This is a genomic window from Rhizobium sp. NZLR8 (assembly GCF_019685025.1).
Lineage (GTDB): Bacteria > Pseudomonadota > Alphaproteobacteria > Rhizobiales > Rhizobiaceae > Rhizobium.
Genome location: NZ_JABDVY010000005.1, coordinates 339,270 through 357,443, shown reverse-complemented (window position 1 = coordinate 357,443; position 18,174 = coordinate 339,270). Strand labels below are relative to the sequence as shown.

16 protein-coding genes are annotated in these 18,174 nt (G+C 60.9%); 4 read left to right on the top strand and 12 right to left on the bottom strand.

Translation table 11 applies throughout. The annotated features are described in order from the left end of the window. Positions 1-2 precede the first annotated feature (2 nt). The 3 genes from HJB89_RS14735 to HJB89_RS14725 all read right to left on the bottom strand — a co-directional run bounded on the left by HJB89_RS14735 (position 3) and on the right by HJB89_RS14725 (position 3,401). On the bottom strand, positions 3-893 hold the full coding sequence (locus HJB89_RS14735) for a carbohydrate ABC transporter permease (RefSeq protein WP_207582082.1): 891 nt from the start codon (positions 891-893) through the stop codon (positions 3-5). After that, positions 893-1,849, bottom strand: coding sequence for a carbohydrate ABC transporter permease (locus tag HJB89_RS14730; RefSeq protein ID WP_207582083.1), 957 nt, complete (start codon positions 1,847-1,849; stop codon positions 893-895). Before HJB89_RS14730 ends, HJB89_RS14735 begins: the two co-directional genes overlap by 1 nt. Positions 1,850-1,922: 73 nt before the next feature. Next, the gene (locus HJB89_RS14725; protein WP_207582084.1) at positions 1,923-3,401 is read right to left on the bottom strand and encodes a sugar ABC transporter substrate-binding protein; all 1,479 of its coding nucleotides are present in this window, start codon (positions 3,399-3,401) and stop codon (positions 1,923-1,925) included. 206 nt (positions 3,402-3,607) lie between these two features. Between HJB89_RS14725 and HJB89_RS14720 the strand changes: the two genes are divergently transcribed. Genes HJB89_RS14720 through HJB89_RS14705 form a run of 4 tightly spaced genes read left to right on the top strand, consistent with a single transcriptional unit; the run spans position 3,608 to position 8,163 of the window. Continuing rightward, positions 3,608-4,318, top strand: a complete 711-nt coding sequence (locus HJB89_RS14720; RefSeq protein WP_207582085.1) for a GntR family transcriptional regulator — start codon at positions 3,608-3,610, stop codon at positions 4,316-4,318. Between the two features lie 48 nt (positions 4,319-4,366). Continuing rightward, complete coding sequence (locus tag HJB89_RS14715) at positions 4,367-5,533, top strand: mandelate racemase/muconate lactonizing enzyme family protein (protein WP_221150123.1); 1,167 nt, start codon at positions 4,367-4,369, stop codon at positions 5,531-5,533. Positions 5,534-5,584: 51 nt separating this feature from the next. Continuing rightward, positions 5,585-6,946: a mandelate racemase/muconate lactonizing enzyme family protein gene (locus tag HJB89_RS14710; RefSeq protein WP_207582087.1), complete on the top strand. Its 1,362-nt coding sequence runs from the start codon at positions 5,585-5,587 to the stop codon at positions 6,944-6,946. Positions 6,947-6,963: 17 nt separating this feature from the next. After that, positions 6,964-8,163: a mandelate racemase/muconate lactonizing enzyme family protein gene (locus tag HJB89_RS14705; RefSeq protein ID WP_207582088.1), complete on the top strand. Its 1,200-nt coding sequence runs from the start codon at positions 6,964-6,966 to the stop codon at positions 8,161-8,163. 197 nt (positions 8,164-8,360) lie between these two features. Here the strand turns inward: HJB89_RS14705 and lpdA are convergent, their stop codons facing one another. From lpdA to sucD, 9 genes are all read right to left on the bottom strand, one after another. Next, the gene (gene lpdA / locus HJB89_RS14700) at positions 8,361-9,767 is read right to left on the bottom strand and encodes a dihydrolipoyl dehydrogenase (RefSeq protein ID WP_221150122.1); all 1,407 of its coding nucleotides are present in this window, start codon (positions 9,765-9,767) and stop codon (positions 8,361-8,363) included. Positions 9,768-9,793: 26 nt separating this feature from the next. Continuing rightward, positions 9,794-10,432: a LysE family translocator gene (locus HJB89_RS14695; RefSeq protein WP_221115498.1), complete on the bottom strand. Its 639-nt coding sequence runs from the start codon at positions 10,430-10,432 to the stop codon at positions 9,794-9,796. Between the two features lie 19 nt (positions 10,433-10,451). After that, positions 10,452-11,204, bottom strand: coding sequence for an SDR family oxidoreductase (locus HJB89_RS14690; RefSeq protein WP_221115497.1), 753 nt, complete (start codon positions 11,202-11,204; stop codon positions 10,452-10,454). Beyond that, on the bottom strand, positions 11,201-11,731 hold the full coding sequence (locus tag HJB89_RS14685) for a hypothetical protein (RefSeq protein WP_221150121.1): 531 nt from the start codon (positions 11,729-11,731) through the stop codon (positions 11,201-11,203). The genes HJB89_RS14690 and HJB89_RS14685 overlap by 4 nt, the downstream gene beginning before the upstream one ends. Beyond that, complete coding sequence (locus tag HJB89_RS14680; protein WP_221150120.1) at positions 11,728-12,477, bottom strand: DUF4241 domain-containing protein; 750 nt, start codon at positions 12,475-12,477, stop codon at positions 11,728-11,730. The genes HJB89_RS14685 and HJB89_RS14680 overlap by 4 nt, the downstream gene beginning before the upstream one ends. A gap of 11 nt (positions 12,478-12,488) precedes the next feature. Further along, a complete protein-coding gene (gene odhB / locus HJB89_RS14675) occupies positions 12,489-13,748 on the bottom strand; it encodes a 2-oxoglutarate dehydrogenase complex dihydrolipoyllysine-residue succinyltransferase (protein WP_207582094.1) in 1,260 nt (419 codons plus the stop codon). Positions 13,749-13,788: 40 nt separating this feature from the next. Then, a complete protein-coding gene (locus tag HJB89_RS14670; protein ID WP_221115493.1) occupies positions 13,789-14,097 on the bottom strand; it encodes a YciI family protein in 309 nt (102 codons plus the stop codon). Between the two features lie 15 nt (positions 14,098-14,112). Further along, positions 14,113-17,097, bottom strand: a complete 2,985-nt coding sequence (locus HJB89_RS14665) for a 2-oxoglutarate dehydrogenase E1 component (RefSeq protein WP_221150119.1) — start codon at positions 17,095-17,097, stop codon at positions 14,113-14,115. Between the two features lie 170 nt (positions 17,098-17,267). After that, complete coding sequence (gene sucD, locus HJB89_RS14660; protein WP_207582097.1) at positions 17,268-18,170, bottom strand: succinate--CoA ligase subunit alpha; 903 nt, start codon at positions 18,168-18,170, stop codon at positions 17,268-17,270. Positions 18,171-18,174: the final 4 nt, after the last annotated feature.

Sequence of the window (18,174 nt, the reverse complement as noted above, 5' to 3'; positions counted from 1 at the left end):
CCCTAGTGCTTGACTGCGCCTTCCGTGAGGGCGCGTACGAAGTATCGTTGCAGGACGAGGAACAGGACCACGACGGGCACGCTCATCATGAAGCTGGCCGCCATCAGACCCGGAAAGTCCGTTGTATTTTCCGAGAAGAAGCGCTGAATGCCGACCGGCAGCGTCAACTGATCGTTCTTGGAGAGGAAGGTGTAGGCGTAGATGTACTCGTTCCACGCGCCAATGAAGGAATAGATCGCCGTGGCGATAATTCCTGGCGCCGAGAGCGGCATCACGATCAGGAAAAAGGCCTGGAACCGCGTTGCCCCGTCGATGCGCGCCGCCTGCTCGAGTTGCACCGGGATATTGTCGTAGAAGCCCTTGAGGAGCCAGATTGCCAGCGGCAGGCCGAATGTGAGGTAGGTGAGGACGAGCGACCCATGCGTGTTCACCAGCCCGATCGCGCGCATCAGGATGAAGAGCGGCACGAGAAAGATCACTGCCGGGAACATGTTCCGAAGCAAGACGGCGAAGAACAGAAAGTTCCGGCCCGGGAAGGTGAAGCGTGAAAACGCGTAGGCCGCAGGAACTGCCACGATCACCGAAAGGATGGTCGTGGCGGTGGAGACGAAAAGGCTGTTCCAAAAGAAGCGCAGGAAGTCCTGGCCGACGCTGTTTTGCGGATCGAGCAGCTTTTGGTAGCTGGCGAGGGTGGGGTGGTCTGGCCACCATTGCGGCGGGAATTGCATGGCCGCGAAGCCGGACTTGATCGAGGTGATCAGCATCCAGATCATCGGTAATGCGGTGTAAAGCAGCATGAACACAAGGAAGATGCGTCCGCCCCACCGCCATCCATCGATGCGCATACGGCGACGCGCCCGGCCTCGATGAGCAGTCTCGGCAATCGTGCTCATCAACTCCCGTCCTTTTGCTCGTTGCCGCTCAGCGCACGGACGTAGAAGTAGCCGAGCGACATCAGGATCAGGAACAGCAGCACCGAATAGGCCGATGCCACTCCCCAGCGCTGGCGGCCGAAGGCGAGTTCATAAATATGGGTGATCCAGATATGCGATGCATTCGACGGCCCGCCGCCGGTCATGATCCAGGGGATGATGAAAGAATTGAAGTTGGCCACTGCCAGCAGAAGGATCGTCACAGTCGAGACGTTTCTCAAGTGCGGGAAGGTGACGTGCCAGAACCGCTGCCATGCATTGGCTCCGTCGACTTTTGCGGCGCGTAGCAACTGGTCGGGAACCGTCTGCAGGCCAGCCATCATCATGATCATGGCAAAGGGAAACTCTCGCCAGATATTGACGACGATCAGCGAGGGCAGCACCGTGCTGACGCTGTCGATGAAATTCGGCGGCCGGTCGGCCAATCCGAGGCCGACCAGCACCGCCCCAATGATCCCAAAGTCCGAATGGTAGATCCACTTCCAGATATAGGACGCGGCGACCGCGCTGATGACCCAGGGAATGATCAGGACGGCGCGCAGGATGCCACGGCCGACAAAGTCACGATGGAGCGCCAGGGCGCTGGCAAACCCCAGGACAAATGAGATGAAAGTGGATCCCAGTGTCCAGATAAGAGTGTTCGAGGTGACCTTCCAGAACACCGGACTTGTGAGGATGGAGATGTAGTTGTCGAGGCCGATGAAAATCTTGTCCCGCAGCTGCAGGCCAGGCGGTGTGTTGAAGAACGACAGTTCGATCGTGTAGTAGATAGGGTAGGCTATGACGATGAGCATCACGGCGATCGCAGGAAGCACGTACGCGTAGTCAGCGCGATGCTGCCAAATCTTTCGCAGCACGCCGGACCTATCGAGTTGCGGTCTTCGTCGAGCCTCGGCCTTGCCAGTCAAGATCGTCACAGTGCCGCGCCCTTATTCTTCGGAGCAAACCGGCTGCAATCGAGGCGCAGCCGGTCAGATCGTCTGGCTTGGACTAGAGTCCGCCGTCCATCAGGTCTTTTACCTTCTTGGCTGCGTCATCAGCCGCTTGGTCGACGGTCATGGCTCCGGTCAGGGCATTCTGCAGCATGTCCGGGACGATGATGTTCATGATCTCGGGGGACTGTGGCAGCGCCGGGAACGGGATGCCGTATGGCAGCATCGAGGTCGTGACATCAAGGAACTTGATACTATCAAGACGTTCCTTCATCCATTTGGTCTTGAAGCCGTTAAGGTTTCCCGGGTTCGAGCCGGCATAGGCCATCTTCAGCGACCATTCGGGGCTCGTCCACATGCAGATGATAGCCTTTGCAGCCGCCTCGTCTACCTTGCCGCCCTCGACATATTCGGGCTTCAGGATGTGAATGTTGGAGCCGCCAAACACGACGGCACGCTTGCCGTCGGGGCCAGTCGGAATCAGGCCGTAGCGCATGTTGTCGATTACGGTCTGCGCCTTGTCCTTGTCGGTATCCGTCGCCTTTTTCTGCAGGTCGAGCATGACGTTGTAGTCGGACGGGTGCGAGATCATCATGCCGAGCTGGCCAGCGAGGAAGAGCGGCTGGTTGTCGGCCTGCTGGTTGGTGAGCGCCGAAACCGGAACCGACTTGTCGCGAACATACATATCGTAGGAGGCTTGCAATGCCGCCTTGCTCTGCGGACTGTTGAGTTCGACCTCCTTATAGGTCGGGTTGGCGGTAGCTTCGTCGAAGACGCCACCACCATAGGCCCATAGCTGCGGCATGAAACGGTACGGCGTATTGCCGGCATTCTTGCGAGCCACGAGACCGTAACCGGCAATGCCGAGCTTGTCGTGGATCTGTTTGGAATCCTTGACGACGTCGTCCCAGGTTGCCGGAGCCTTATCCGGATCGAGGCCTGCACGCTTGAAGATGTCGGCGTTCCAGATGAACGCCATCGTCTCGTTGTTGGTGGGAATGCCGTAAGTCACCCCCTCCCAGGTTACAGCCTTCATTGCGCCCGGCCAGAAATCCTCGGTCGAATACCCTACATCCTCGGGTTTGAGCGGCTGCAAATAGCCCTTTGAGGCGAACTCGGTGCCGCCCAGGATTTGCAGGCGGACCGCCATGGGCGCAGCATTGCCAAGGAGCGCGGTCCGGAACTTGTCCAGCAGGTCATTATAGGTGAGGGCTTGTTCCTCAAGCTCGATGTTTGGATAGGTTTTGCGGAAGGTCTCGAAGAACTCCTTGTAATACTGGCGCAGGAGGTCGGGGTCGCCCTCGAACACGCCCTGATACCAGAAAGTCAGTCGCCCCTTATAGTCGAGCGGAGTGACCTTGGCGCAATCGGCCGCCGTGTCAAAATCCTGTGTGCCAGCAATCGAACGCACATATTGCGGCGACCACTTGCTCAAGTCGACCGACGCTCCGAGCGCCGACGCGGACATCAACGACATCATCAAAGCAGTGGAAACAGTGCCGCGCAGGACGGCACCACCGAATGAAATCCTCGACATAGGTATCCTCCAGGTTCTCCCATGCCGCTCTGCATCGAGGCGAGCGGTCTTTGCTCATTGGCTGCGGGTCGTTTTCAGCCAATGTATCTCTTTGGACAGATCATACGTTTTCAGATCGAAGATTGCCTGTCAACTGGAGAAATCGTACATTGTTTAGATAATCGTCGCGTGATATCGAAGCAATATATGTATTGATGGGGACAGCTTTGGCCGAAACAAGCGATTTTAAAGCGCAGCCACCCGAGGGGATCGACGCTATCGGGGCCTCCAGCGAGGGCGCCTCGCTTTATCAGTTGATCAGGGACGACATTATTGAAGGGCGGCTCGCTGCCAACGAACGGCTTGTCGTCACCGATCTCGCCCGGCGCCACGGCACCTCGACCAACCCGGTGCGAGAGGCTCTGCAACTATTGCGCGGGGAGGGCTTCGTCACCCTCGTTCCCAACCGCGGGGCGCGCGTCCGGCCCATAGATCAGGATTTTGTTCGGGACATCTACGAAATAGGAGTCTTGATCGAGCCGGCACTGACGCGATGGTTCGTGAATATGGCCACCGTCGAGGACATTGCTGAACTCGAACGCATCCAGGGCTTGATCGAAGAGAACAACTTCGCCGACACGTTCAGGCACAGCGAGCTGGACACCGCCTTTCACACCGTAATGTACCAAAGGCACTACAACCGCCATGCCGCCGAGCTTTGGTGGAAGCATCGCGAAGTGCTTCGAGCCGTGAGCCGGCGTTTCAACTTCACGCTCGCCCGGCGTGCCGCGATCCTTAGCGAGCATCGCGAGCTCATCGCGCATGTAAAAGCGGGAAATGCGAACGAGGCAGGCGAACTCATCGCACGCCATGTCGAGGGCTCCGGCCGGCACATCCTCGAACACATGCGTGCGCGAAACGCCGCTCGGGCAGGATAGAGGCCTCGAATATCGTTATCCCGACCACTTCAGATAAAGGCAGTTGAGATGAAAATCACCAGCGTTCGGCCGTGGCTGATCAAGTCCGATGCTTCTTATTGGGGAGAGTATCTGTTCGTCGAAGTGACGACCGACGAGGGGGTGAGCGGCTGGGGAGAAATCACCACCACGACAAGGCTCGCTAATCGCGCCCTCTGCACGATCCTGCGGCAGATCGGTGCCGCTGTGACAGGCGAGGACCCGGCGCGTATTGAGTATCTGTGGCACAAGATATTCCGCAGCTTCACCTACATGGGCAGTCGGGGTGCCGCAGTCGAATGCGTGAGCGCCATCGACATAGCCCTCTGGGATATCCGAGGCAAGGTCCTGGGTAAGCCGATTTACGAACTGTTGGGTGGACCGGTACGCGATGAAATTGCGCTCTACACCCATCCCAACCTGGCCAAATTTACCAGCAACGAGGCTGTGGTCCGCGAAATTCGAGACATCGTCGAGTCCGGCCACACGGCGCTCAAGTTCGATCCTTTCCCCCACCAAGGCCGCACCGCCGATGGACAGTTTCGCGAACAGCGGGACGGCTACCTCGATGGCAGCATGACCCGCAAAGATGAGCGCGAAGCCGCCGAACTCACTGCTCTGATCCGCGAAACGGCGGGCTCTGATGTCGACATCCTCATCGATGCGCACGGCCGGTTCGACGTTCCCACCGCCATTCGCCTTTGTCGAAGCCTCGAGGAAGCTGGTCAGATCGACTGGTTCGAGGAGCCCTGTCCACCGGAGAGCCTCAACGCTCTCAGACAGGTCCGTGAGAAGGTCAGCGCCGCTATCTCGTGGGGCGAACGCGGCCACACGAAGTGGGATTTCGTGCCGGTGCTCGAAAACAAGCTCGCTGACTACATCATGCCTGATGTCACATGGACCGGCGGTATTACCGAACTCAAGAAGATTTCTGCCCTATGCGAAGCCTACTACATCCCGGTCTCGCCGCATGACGCCGCAGGGCCGATCAATGTGGTTGCGGGAGCGCAGGTGATGATGACCGTTCCCAACTTCTACAAACTCGAAACGTCGGAGTGGAACCTGGGTAAATACGATCACCTCATCGACAGACCACTCGATGTTTCGAACGGTAGCCTCAAGCTTACGCCCAAGCCCGGTCTCGGCGTCGAAATGAACCGCGACTACCTTCAAAACCACGAGATAGAGCTGGACTAGCAACCCAGCGTGCACGGCGATGAGCCCAGCCGACCAAAACGAGGATAAATCATGCCAGAGGCAGATGGAGCCGACGAGGCGCTCAATCGGGTGAACACGCATTCCAAGCCGTCCGATCTTCGCATCACCGACATGCGGGTAGCCGAAATTGTCGGCGCGCCGTTCACCTCAGTGCTGCTTAAGATTTACACCAACCAGGGCATCGTCGGGCTTGGCGAGGTGCGCGACGGCGCCAGCGCCACCTACGCGCTGATGCTGAAGAGCCGGTTGCTTGGCGAGAACCCTTGCGACATCGACCGCCTGTTTCGCCGGATCAAGCAGTTCGGGGGGCACGGCCGGCAAGGCGGTGGCGTATCGGCGATTGAAATCGCGTTGTGGGATCTTGCCGGCAAGGCCTATGGCGTCCCCATCTACCAGATGCTCGGCGGTCGTTTTCGGGAGAAAGTGCGCGTCTACTGCGATACCGACGCCACCGTGCCGAGCGGCACCGAGACTGGTAAGCGCCTCAAGCAGCGCATGGAGCTCGGCTTCACCTTCCTCAAGATGGACTTAGGACTGATGCAGATCGCAGATGTGCCCGGTGCCGTCGTCTTTCCTGCCGGCTCACTGGAAGGATACCGCGATCCTCCCAATCGCGGGCCGCTGAAGACCATTGAAGAGCGGCGTGTCCGCAACGCTGCGTACGATTTGCATAACGTCCAGCACCCGTTTACCGGCCTCCACTTTTCCGACAAGGGCCTCGACCTGCTTGAGCAATACATCGCCGAGGTTCGTGAGGTCATCGGCATGGATGTGCCGCTCGCCATCGATCATATCGGCCATATCTCGATGCAGAACGGCATTCGCCTCGCCCGGCGAATTGAAAAATACGTGCCGGCCTGGCTCGAAGATGTGATCCCATGGCAGTATACCGAGCAATACCGACAACTGCAGGACGCCACCACGGTGCCGATCTGCACTGGCGAGGACATATACCTCAAGGAGGGCTTCGAGCCTCTGCTCAACAGCGGCGGCGTCTCCGTTATCCACCCGGACCTGCTCACCAGCGGGGGCATCCTCGAAACCAAGAAGATTGGTGATATGGCGCAGGACCAGGGCGTCGCCATGGCCATCCATATGGCAGAAAGTCCAATCGCCGCAATGGCCGCGGCACATGTCGCGACCGCGACCGAAAATTTCATGGCGCTCGAATACCATTCCGCCGATGTCGACTGGTGGGACGATATCGTCACGGGCCTTCCCCGGCCGCTGGTGAAGAATGGCTTCATCACTGTCTCGGACAAGCCCGGCCTGGGGATTGACGACGTTGTCGACGAGGTGATCTCGCAGCATCTGCAGCCGGGCGTCACCGGCATTTGGCAGCCTACGGATCACTGGGACGATGAGTATTCCTGGGATCGCACCTGGAGCTGAGGCGAAAAGGAACGAAGATGAAGATCACCGATCTCCGCTGCGCCGTTATTGGCAAACACCCGATCGTGCGCATCGTTACGGACGAGGGCCTCTATGGCTTGGGCGAAGTCGAATTCACCAAGTCCTACCTCAAGCCCTTTGTGCTGCATTTCCACGAGGCGCTGGTCGGCGAGGATCCGACCGACGTCGAGAGAGTCATGCTGAAGATCCGCCAACGCGGCTCTTTCAAGCCGTACGGCGCGGCGGTGAGCGCTATCGAGCATGCGCTGTGGGATATTGCTGGCAAGGCCGCGGGCGTGCCCGCCTATAAACTGCTCGGCGGCAAGGTGCGGGACAAGGTGCGCGTCTACAACGGCTCAGTTCGCCAGAAGCGCACGGGCGACCGGCCGGAGGATTACGCCGCTGACGTCAAATGGATGATGGAGCAGCCGCAGAACTTCTTCATGGTCAAGCAAGGAATCTCGTTCCACTCCAACATGAAGGACACCATCGAGGGCTTCCACTACGGCGTGACGCAGAACAAGGCCGGCTATCACGGCGCCATGGATCAAGGCGTGATCAGCGAGCGCGGTTTCAATCACATGCTCGACTGCGTGATCGCGATGAAGGAAGTGCTAGGCGACAAAGTCAGCCTGGCGCTCGACTGCGGCCCGGGCTGGATGCTGCCCGATGCAATTAAGTTCGCTCGCGCGGTCGAGAAGTACAATTTGATGTGGCTCGAGGACATGCTGACCGGCGACTACGTGCCGTGGGTCAATCCGCAGGCCTACCGGGAACTGACAACCTCCACCTCGACGCCAATCCACACTGGTGAGCAGATCTACCTGCGGCACAATTTCAAAGAACTGATCGAGACGCAGGCGGTACGCGTCATCGGCCCCGATCCAGCGGACGTTGGCGGCATTGCCGAGCTCAAATGGGTCGCCGAGCATGCCTACATGCATTCGATCCTGATGGCACCGCACGGCACCGCTAACGGCCTGCTGGGCCTCGGCGCGTTGATCAATGTCTGCGCCACGTTGCCGGCAAATTACGTCGCGTTCGAATATCCGACCGCTTCCGACCCCTGGTGGGAGGATCTTGTCATCGGCTTGCCGCCGCAGATCGTGAAGGACAGCATGGTGGACCTACTGGAAGCGCCGGGGCTGGGCGTCGATATCGACGCTGAAGGAGCCAGGAGATATCTCAGGGAAGAGGATGCAGGCTTTTTCGACTGAACCTCCCTCCACCTGCCGTGCCCATCTTGTCGGGCGTAAGGGAATAGGGTTGTCGAAATAAGCGGCATCGACCTGTAAGCAGGGAATGGCGGTTCGATGCCGCCTTTGCGCACCGCGTCGAAAGCGCTGAAGGTTTAGTCTAAAAAAGCCGCCCGCCTTCCGGCAAGCGGCTGTATGCTTTGTTACGATATGTAGGATTACATATGGATCGGCTTGAAGAAGGTCGCGAGCGCGGCCTCCTTCACCGCTTCCGACATGGTCGGATGCGCGTGGCAGGTACGGCCGAGATCTTCCGACGAGCCGCCGAACTCCATCAGCACGGTGATCTCGTGGATCATCTCGCCGGCGCCGAAGCCGACGATATGGCCGCCGAGCACCCGGTCGGTTTCCTTGTCGGCAAGGATCTTGACGAAACCGTCTGTCGCCAGCATCGCGCGGGCGCGGCCATTGGCCGTGAACGGGAACTTGCCGACCTTGTAGGCGATGCCCGCGGCCTTCAGTTCTTCCTCGGTCTTGCCGACCGACGCGATCTCCGGCTGCGTGTAGACGACGCTCGGAATCACCTCGTAATTGACGTGCCCATGCTGGCCGGCGAGAATTTCGGCGAGCGCCACACCCTCGTCTTCCGCCTTGTGCGCCAGCATCGGACCCTTGACCACGTCGCCGATCGCATAGATGCCGGCGACATTGGTCTTGAAGTGACCGTCGATCTCGACGCGGCCGCGATTGTCAAGCGTAACACCGGCCTCTTCCAGGCCGAGACCCGCTGTATAGGGCTTGCGGCCGGTGGCGATTAGCACGACGTCGGCGTCGAGCGTCACCTTGTCACCGCCCTTGGCCGGCTCGAATGTGATCTTGGCGCACTTGTCGCCCTTTTCGACGCCGGTCACCTTGGCGCCGAGATGGAAATCGATGCCCTGCTTGGCGAGCATGCGCTGGAACTGTTTGGAGACTTCGCCGTCCATGCCGCCGAGAATGGTGTCGAGATATTCGACGACGGTGACCTTGGCGCCAAGCCGCGACCAGACCGAGCCGAGTTCGAGCCCGATGACGCCGCCGCCGACGACGATCAGCGTTTCCGGCACCTTTTCCAGCGCGATGCCGCCGGTGGACGAGATGATGGTCTTCTCATCGATCTCGACCTGCACGCCGGGAATGCCGGCAATGTCGGAGCCGGTGGCAATGACGATGTTCTTGCCTTCGATCTCCTGCACCTTGCCGTCGTCGGCGATGACGGCAACCTTGCCTGCCGAGACGATCTTGCCGCTGCCCTGGAAGGCATCGATCTTGTTTTTCTTGAAGAGGAAGGCGACGCCGTCGACATTCGACTTCACCGTGGCGTCCTTGTGGGCCATCATATTGCCGAGGTTGAGCGTCGGCGCCGGGACGTCGATCCCGAGAGCGCTCATGCCGTGGCCGGCCTGATGGAACATTTCGGAGGCATGCAGCAGGGCCTTCGACGGAATGCAGCCGACGTTCAGGCAAGTGCCGCCATAGGTCGCGCGCTTTTCGACGACAGCGACCTTGAGGCCGAGCTGGGCTGCTTTGACGGCGCAGACATAGCCGCCCGGGCCGGTGCCGATAATGATCACATCGTAGGACATTGCTTCTTTCCCTTTGGATTTTTCGTTTAGTCGGCCGCGCGCGACAGCGCGAGGCGGAAGCCGAAGCCGACGAGCGCCGCTCCGGTGATGCGGTTGAACCATTTGCCGCTGGCAATGAAGCGGTCACGGATCGCCTTGACCGTGAAGAAATAGGAAACGCCGGCAAACCAAGCGATCAGCGCCGTCGCCATGCCGATGCCGTACGAGAACTGGATCAGCGCCGGCGTGTCGTGATGCACGAGCGTCGAAAACAGCGACAGGAAGAACAGCACCGGCTTCGGGTTCAGCGCATTGGTGATGAAACCCATGCCGAGGCATTTCAGCATCGAGACCGGCTTGCGATCCTCGGCCGTCACCTCGATCTCCTGCACCTTGAAGCCGGGGTCGCGGAACGACTTGATGCCGAGATAGACCAGATAGGCGACACCAGCCCATTTGATGACCGCAAACAGCATCAGCGATTTCGAGACGATCAGGCCGAGGCCGAGGATCGTGTAGCTGATATGAAAGAGCAGCGAGAAGCCCATGCCGAGCCCGGTCATGATAGCGGCGCGCCGCCCATGCACGATGCTCTGGCGCAAAATGACGGCGAAATCGGCCCCCGGCACGACGATGAAGATCGAGAAGACGGCCATAAGGCCGAGGAATTCGAGGATGTAAGGCATGCTGTTTTCGCCCTGTCTTTTAGCGGCCGCCGCTCACGTTAAGGATCGCGCCGGTTATATAGGAAGCCGAAGGGGATAGAAGATAGAGGATCGCATCCGCCACCTCCTCGGGCGTGCCGCTGCGCTGCATCGGGATCGATGGCGCCATTTCACGGGCCCGGTCCGGCAGCCCGCCGGATGCATGGAGATCGGTTTCGATGACGCCGGGCCTGATAGCGTTCACGCGGATGCCCTCGGCGGCGACCTCGCGCGAAAGCCCGATGGTGAACGTGTCGATCGCACCTTTCGAGGCGGCATAATCGACATATTGCGTTGGCGAACCGAGGATCGCCGCCATCGACGAGACGTTGACGATCGCGCCGCCCCGCCCACTATAGCGGCTCGACATGCGGCGCACGGCCTCTGCGGCGCAGAGCATGGAGCCGGTTACATTGATGCGCATCATGCGTTCGATCCGCTCTGCCGCCATCTCGTCGACGCGCTGCGGATAGTCGACGACGCCGGCATTGTTGACGAGCCCGTCGAGCCGGCCGAAATGCCGATCGACCGCTGCAAACATCGCGACGATATCCGCAGCCTTGCCGACATCGCCCGCAATCGCCACGGCATCGCCGCCGTCTTCGGCAATCGCTGCAACGACGGCATCGGCGGCTTTGCGGTTGGAAGCGTAATTCACCGCAACACGCCAGCCCTGGCGCGCGGCGAGCCGCGAGACGGCCGCGCCGATGCCCCGGCTTCCGCCGGTCACGAGAACAACCGGTGCATTACTCATATCGCGCACTCCTTGAATGTCAGCACGTCCCAGGGCGCCAAGGTAGCCTTGCCCTCGCCCCAGGCGCTGGATTGGCGGATGGCGGGACCGAGACCGGGGAACACGAGCTTTTCGGCCGCCGCGGCACCTTCCGGCTGCAGATTGTCCATCTCGCCCTTGGCATCCATGCCATAGACGGCGCCTTGCCAGACGGTGCAGGCATTAAGATCGGCACCGGTCGCGTCACCCTCGGGGCAATTGAACATCAAGATGCCAATGGCGCGCACCGGATCTTCCGACGGCATGACATAGCCTTCCATCACCACCGGCGTCTTGAGAGCACTGACCTTGAACTGGTTGCTCGCCGCGGCCGACTGTGAATTCAGCGGGGCAAAGCGCAACTCGTATGCCCCGTCGCGATCGACGTAAATGGCCTGTTCCTGCTTGCAGGCGGCGCAGAGCGTCGATAACGGAACGGCGAAAAACGCGGCGGCTGCGATCGCAGCCATGCCTTTCCGTTTCGCCGTGATCCCAATCCTCCTGCTCATTGCAGCTTCGACTCCTTCCGCCCGTCGGCATTCTCGACAACGCTGAAATCCGTCAGCAGCACCAGCGCCCGGCCATCGCGATCGAGCCCCCAGAAAACCGGATAGAAGCCGTCGCCCCAACCGCTCCAGAATATCGCGACATTGCCCTTCTTGCCGGCGACCGGCCGGTGCAGCGCGTAACTGCCCTTGTTGGCGTCGAGGTCGGATGCCAGCACGTCGTCGTAATAATTGATGTCGGCGTCAGGCTTTTGCGCCTGCACCTGCGCTTCACGTTCTCCGATCAGACCAAGCGTCTCGGCATCCATGTAACAGCCGAGGCCGGCATCGACGGGGTAACCGAAGATCTCGCCGTCCTTCAGTGTCGCTACATCCTGCCCGGGCAGGACCGCAAGCTCCCAGTGATCCGGCTTGCCCGCGGCAAACCGCATGCTGGCGGCCGCGATGCGTCCGAAGGCCTGGTAGAGTGTCACCGGATATTCGCCCGGCGCAACCGTTCTTGCCAGCGCCGGACGATCGGGCTGAGCGAGCGGATCGGCCGCAACGATGCGCCCCGAGGTCAGCTCGACATTGCCCATATGGATCACGCCGATCGACCGGCCGGAGAGTTCGGCGTCGCTGAGCGCCACCAGTTCGAAATTGCTGCTTGCCTTGCTGATATCTAAGCCGGCCGCCGTTGCTGAAACCGGGACATGCGCGGCGGCAGCGCAGAGAAGAAGACGCGCCGCTCGCATGATCCGGTTTCGCATGGAAAGCTCCCTTAAAGATCGAGAACCAGACGTTCCGGATCTTCCAGGCTTTCCTTGACGCGCACGAGGAAGGTGACCGCTTCCTTGCCGTCGACGATGCGGTGATCGTAGGACAGCGCCAGATACATCATCGGACGGATAACCACCTGGCCGCCGATCGCCACCGGACGCTCCTGGATCTTGTGCATGCCGAGAATGCCGGACTGCGGCGCATTGAGGATCGGCGAGGACATCAGCGAACCGTAGACGCCGCCATTGGTGATGGTGAAGGTGCCGCCCTGCATGTCGGCCATGGAGAGCGAGCCGTCACGGGCTGCCTTGGCAAGACGGCCGAGTTCCTTCTCGATTTCGGCGATCGACATCTGATCGGCGTCACGGATGACGGGAACGACGAGGCCCTTGTCGGTGCCGACGGCCATGCCGACATGGCAATAGTTCTTGTAGATGAGGTCGGTGCCGTCGATCTCGGCGTTGACCGTCGGCAATTCCTTCAGCGCATGCGTCACCGCCTTGGTGAAGAAGCCCATGAAGCCGAGCTTGACGCCATGCTTCTTCTCGAAAATATCCTTGTACTTGTTGCGCAGGTCCATGACCGCCTTCATGTCCACCTCATTGTAGGTGGTCAGCATCGCGGCGGTGTTCTGCGCATCCTTCAGGCGCTTGGCGATCGTCTGGCGCAGGCGCGTCATCTTCACGCGCTCTTCGCGCGAGGCATCCTCGACCGTCGACGGGCCGCGCGGGGCGGCAGGCGTTGCAGCCGGTGCTGCCGCCGGAGCCGAAATGCCCTTGGCGACGGCAGCGATGACATCGCCCTTCAGCACCTGGCCGCGCTTGCCGCTGCCATCGACCTGATCGGCCGAAATGTTGTTTTCAGCAAGCATCTTCGAAGCCGCCGGTGCCGGCGGCATGGTGGAGACGGAAGCGCTCGACGATGCGGCAGCAGCGGCAACCGGCGCCGGCTGAGCAGGAGCAGCCGCGGCTGGCAGGACAGGAGCGGCGGCCGGTGCCGCAGCAGCGGGCGCGGCAGCAGCAGCACCTTCGGCGATCTGGCCGAGCAGCGCGCCGAGGCCGACGGTCTCGCCGGCGGCGACAACGATTTCCGAAAGCGTGCCGGAGGTCGGCGCTGGAACTTCGATGGTCACCTTGTCGGTTTCAAGCTCGAGAATCGGCTCGTCGGCCTTGATGGCGTCGCCGACCTTCTTGAACCAGGTGCCGACGGTTGCCTCGCTGACGGATTCACCGAGAGTTGGAACGCGGATTTCTGTGGCCATTGTTCAGATCCTGATTTCGTGTGTGTTCATTTAATGCGTTTCAGACGGCGGGCGGCCGCAAGATGATCGAGGGCATCGGCAGGATATCGAAACGGAAACCGAAACCGGAAGCGATGATCGGATCGCTGTCGGCAAGAACCTGTGCCGCCGCTTGATCCTCAACTTCGACGATCGCCATGCCGAAGGCGCCTTCGCCCTCAAACACCGGACCGACGACGATCGCCGATCCCGCAAGGGCGTGCCGGTGCCAGTATTCGACATGGCGTTTCATCGCCGCCATTTCCTCTCCGGTCCCGTCATGCGGGAAAGTGGGGCGCGGCGGCAGCAGTCTCAGAAAGAAATAAGCCACTGCGCCCCCCTTGTGTTAACCGCCCAATGCATCCTCGAGGAATGCGGCGAGCTGCGACAGATGCTTTGACATCAGGCCCGTCGCCGGCGAGGCGGCGGCCGGACGGCCGGTATAACGGACGCGCTGATACTTTGCATCGATATGGGCAAGCACCCATTCGAGGAAGGGGTCGATGAACGACCATGCGCCCATGTTCTTCGGCTCTTCCTGGCACCAGACCATCTCGGCATTGCGGAAGCGCGACAGCTCGTTGATCAGCGCCTTTGCCGGGAACGGATAGAGCTGTTCGACACGCAAGAGATAGATGTCGTCGATGCCGCGCTTTTCACGCTCTTCGAGAAGATCGTAATAGACCTTGCCGGAGCACATGACGACACGGCGGATCTTGTTGTCCTTCTGCAGCTTGATCGGGCCGTCCTTGATCACTTCGGCATCGTCCCAGAGCAGGCGATGGAAGGCGGATTCTCCGGCCATTTCGGCAAGCGTCGAGACTGCCCGCTTGTGGCGCAGCAGCGACTTCGGCGTCATCAGGACCAGCGGCTTGCGGAAGTCGCGCTTCAGCTGCCGGCGCAGGATGTGGAAGTAGTTCGCCGGCGTCGTGACGTTGGCGACCTGCATGTTATCCTCCGCGCAAAGCTGCAGGAAACGCTCGAGGCGGGCCGAGGAGTGTTCCGGACCTTGGCCCTCATAGCCATGCGGCAAGAGGCAGACGAGGCCCGACATGCGCAGCCATTTGCGTTCGCCCGACGAGATGAACTGGTCGAAGACCACCTGCGCACCGTTGGCAAAATCGCCGAACTGCGCTTCCCAGAGCGTCAACGCATTCGGGCGGGCAAGCGAGTAGCCATATTCGAAACCGAGCACGGCCTCTTCCGAAAGCATCGAATTGATGACTTCGTAGCGACCCTGCGTTGGCGAGAGATTGGCGAGCGGGATGTAGCGTTCCTCGGTTTCCTGATCGTAGAGAACCGAGTGGCGCTGCGAGAAGGTGCCGCGTTCGCAATCCTGGCCGGACAGGCGGATCTTGCTACCTTCGACGCAGAGCGCCCCGAAGGAGAGCGCTTCAGCCATCGCCCAGTCGATACCTTCGCCGGTGGCGATCATATTGGCGCGGTTTTCCATGAAGCGCTGGATCGTGCGGTGTGCAGTGAAGCCCGCCGGAATCTCCGAGAGCTTGCGGCCGATATCCTTCAGCGTCTTCATCGGCACGGCGGTCTTTCCGCGGCGCTGCTCGTCGGCATTGTCGGCCGCGCGCAGGCCCGACCACTCGCCGTCAAGCCAGTCGGCCTTGTTCGGCTTGTAGTGCTGGCCGGCCTCGAACTCCTGTTCGAGATGGGCGCGCCAGTCGGCCTTCATCTTCTCGACTTCACCTTCGGTGAGCAGGCCCTCGGCGACTAGGCGCGCCGCATAGATCTGCAGCACGGTCTTGTGGCCGCGGATCACCTTGTACATCTTCGGCTGCGTGAAGGACGGTTCGTCGCCTTCATTGTGGCCGTAGCGGCGATAGCAGAACAGGTCGAGCACGACCGGCTTGTGGAACTTCATGCGGAATTCGGTCGCGATCTTGGCCGCATAGACCACCGCTTCCGGATCGTCGCCGTTGACGTGGAAGATCGGCGCCTCGATCATCTTGGCGACGTCGGACGGATAGGGCGACGAACGCGAGAAGGCGGGGTTCGTCGTGAAGCCGATCTGGTTGTTGATGATGACGTGCATGGTGCCGGCGACGCGGTGGCCGCGCAGGCCGGAAAGGCCGAGGATTTCGGCAATGACGCCCTGGCCGGCGAAGGCTGCGTCGCCATGGATCAGAAGCGGCAGAACCTTGGCACGCTCGGAAAGCGGAATGATGTCGCCGTCCCAGACGGTAGCATTCATGTCCTGCTTGGCGCGGACCTTGCCCATGACGACGGGATCGACGATTTCAAGATGCGACGGGTTGGCTGTCAGCGAGACATGCACCTTGTTGCCGTCGAATTCGCGGTCTGAGGAGGCCCCGAGATGATACTTGACGTCGCCCGAGCCTTCGACTTCGTCGGGTGCGGCCGAGCCGCCCTTGAACTCGTGGAAGATCGCCCGGTGTGGCTTGCCCATGACCTGCGAGAGCACGTTGAGCCGGCCGCGATGGGCCATTCCGAACACGGCTTCCTTGAGGCCGAGATGGCCACCGCGCTTGAGGATCTGCTCGAGCGCCGGGATCAGCGATTCGCCGCCGTCGAGGCCGAAACGCTTGGTGCCCTTGAACTTGACGTCGAGGAACTGTTCGTAGCCTTCGGCTTCGGCGAGCTTGGCGAGGATTGCCTTCTTGCCTTCAGGCGAGAAAGCGACGCCCTTGTCCGGCCCTTCGATACGCTCCTGGATCCAGGCCTTCTCTTCCGGATTGGAGATATGCATGAATTCGACGCCGAGCGTCGAGCAATAGGTGCGCTCGAGGATATCGATCATCTCGCGGATGGTCGCGTGTTCCAAGCCGAGCACGTTGTCGATGAAGATCCTGCGGTCGTAATCGGCGGCCGTGAAGCCGTAATTCTCCGGCGACAGCTCGCGATAGTCGTCGACGGGAGCGGCGATGCCGAGCGGGTCAAGCTTGGCATGCAGGTGGCCGCGCATGCGGTAGGCGCGGATCATCATGATGGCGCGCACGGAATCGCGCGTCGCCTGCAGCACGTCGGTGCTGTCGGCAGGCTTGCCCTCGGCTTCGGCCTTGGCCTTGACCTTGGTCTCGATAACCTTCTCGACGATACCCCAGTCGCCGTCGAGAGCCGACACCAGATCGCCGCCGGCCGCCAGCGGCCAGTTCTTCCTGCGCCAGGAAGCCCCCTTGGCCGCCCTCTTCACATCGCTGGGATCCTCCTCCAGCGCCTTGAAGAAGGTCCGCCACTGATCGTCGACCGACGCGGGGTCCTCTTCGTAGCGCGCATGCAGCTGCTCGATATAGGCAGCGTTGGCGCCATCCAGAAACGAGGTGATCTGAAACTGCTCGTTGGCTTCTTGCCGTGCCATGGTGATATGCGGACGCTGCCGCCCGCCTCCTGACTTTGATGAATTTGCCGGCTTGCTCGCCGGCTGCCGCATTCCGATTGCCGCCTGTCCGCGGCGCATCTGCATGTCTCGTGCCGTCAAGACCGGGCGGAAGGCGCAGATGCCGCTCCTCCGCCCGGGTATAAGTTGGTTTAGCCCTTGAGGACTTCAACCAGCGTCTTGCCGAGGCGGGCCGGAGACGGCGACACCTTGATGCCTGCCGATTCCATCGCCGCGATCTTCGATTCCGCATCGCCCTTGCCGCCGGAAACCACAGCGCCGGCATGGCCCATGGTGCGGCCCTTCGGCGCCGTGCGGCCGGCAATGAAGCCAGCCATGGGCTTGCTGCGGCCCTTCTTGGCTTCATCCTTGAGGAACTGCGCAGCATCTTCCTCTGCCGAACCGCCGATTTCGCCGATCATGATGATCGACTGGGTGGCTTGGTCGGCCAGGAACATTTCCAGGACGTCGATGAATTCGGTGCCCTTGACCGGGTCGCCGCCGATGCCGACGGCCGTGGTCTGGCCGAGGCCTTCGTTGGAGGTCTGAAACACGGCTTCATAGGTCAGCGTGCCCGAGCGGGACACGATACCGACCGAGCCCTTGCGGAAGATGGAGCCCGGCATGATGCCAATCTTGCATTCTTCCGGCGTCATGATGCCTGGGCAGTTCGGGCCGAGCAGGCGCGACTTGGAGCGGTCGAGGCGAGCCTTGACGCGAACCATGTCCATGACCGGGATGCCTTCGGTAATGCAGGTGATGAACGGGATCTCGGCATCGATCGCCTCGATGATCGCGTCGGCGGCACCGGCCGGCGGAACATAGATGACGGACGCGTCGGCGCCGGTCTTTTCCTTGCCCTCGGCAACGGTTGCGAAGATCGGCAGGTTCTCGCCCTTTGCGCCGGTCCAGGTTTCGCCGCCCTTCTTCGGGTGGATACCGCCGACCATCTGCGTGCCGTAATAGGCGAGCGCCTGTTCGGTGTGGAACGTTCCGGTCTTGCCGGTCAGACCCTGAACGAGGATCTTGGTGTCTTTATTGACGAGAATAGACATGCGA

Bases quoted from the DNA above. Each gene is read 5' to 3' on its own strand.
- HJB89_RS14665 (WP_221150119.1), bottom strand. From the start codon at position 17,097: ATGGCACGGCAAGAAGCCAACGAGCAGTTTCAGATCACCTCGTTTCTG.
- HJB89_RS14685 (WP_221150121.1), bottom strand. From the start codon at position 11,731: ATGAGCAGGAGGATTGGGATCACGGCGAAACGGAAAGGCATGGCTGCG.
- HJB89_RS14715 (WP_221150123.1), top strand. From the start codon at position 4,367: ATGAAAATCACCAGCGTTCGGCCGTGGCTGATCAAGTCCGATGCTTCT.
- HJB89_RS14695 (WP_221115498.1), bottom strand. From the start codon at position 10,432: ATGCCTTACATCCTCGAATTCCTCGGCCTTATGGCCGTCTTCTCGATC.
- HJB89_RS14690 (WP_221115497.1), bottom strand. From the start codon at position 11,204: ATGAGTAATGCACCGGTTGTTCTCGTGACCGGCGGAAGCCGGGGCATC.
- HJB89_RS14705 (WP_207582088.1), top strand. From the start codon at position 6,964: ATGAAGATCACCGATCTCCGCTGCGCCGTTATTGGCAAACACCCGATC.
- HJB89_RS14735 (WP_207582082.1), bottom strand. From the start codon at position 893: ATGAGCACGATTGCCGAGACTGCTCATCGAGGCCGGGCGCGTCGCCGT.
- HJB89_RS14710 (WP_207582087.1), top strand. From the start codon at position 5,585: ATGCCAGAGGCAGATGGAGCCGACGAGGCGCTCAATCGGGTGAACACG.
- sucD (WP_207582097.1), bottom strand. From the start codon at position 18,170: ATGTCTATTCTCGTCAATAAAGACACCAAGATCCTCGTTCAGGGTCTG.
- HJB89_RS14725 (WP_207582084.1), bottom strand. From the start codon at position 3,401: ATGTCGAGGATTTCATTCGGTGGTGCCGTCCTGCGCGGCACTGTTTCC.
- lpdA (WP_221150122.1), bottom strand. From the start codon at position 9,767: ATGTCCTACGATGTGATCATTATCGGCACCGGCCCGGGCGGCTATGTC.
- HJB89_RS14680 (WP_221150120.1), bottom strand. From the start codon at position 12,477: ATGCGAAACCGGATCATGCGAGCGGCGCGTCTTCTTCTCTGCGCTGCC.
- odhB (WP_207582094.1), bottom strand. From the start codon at position 13,748: ATGGCCACAGAAATCCGCGTTCCAACTCTCGGTGAATCCGTCAGCGAG.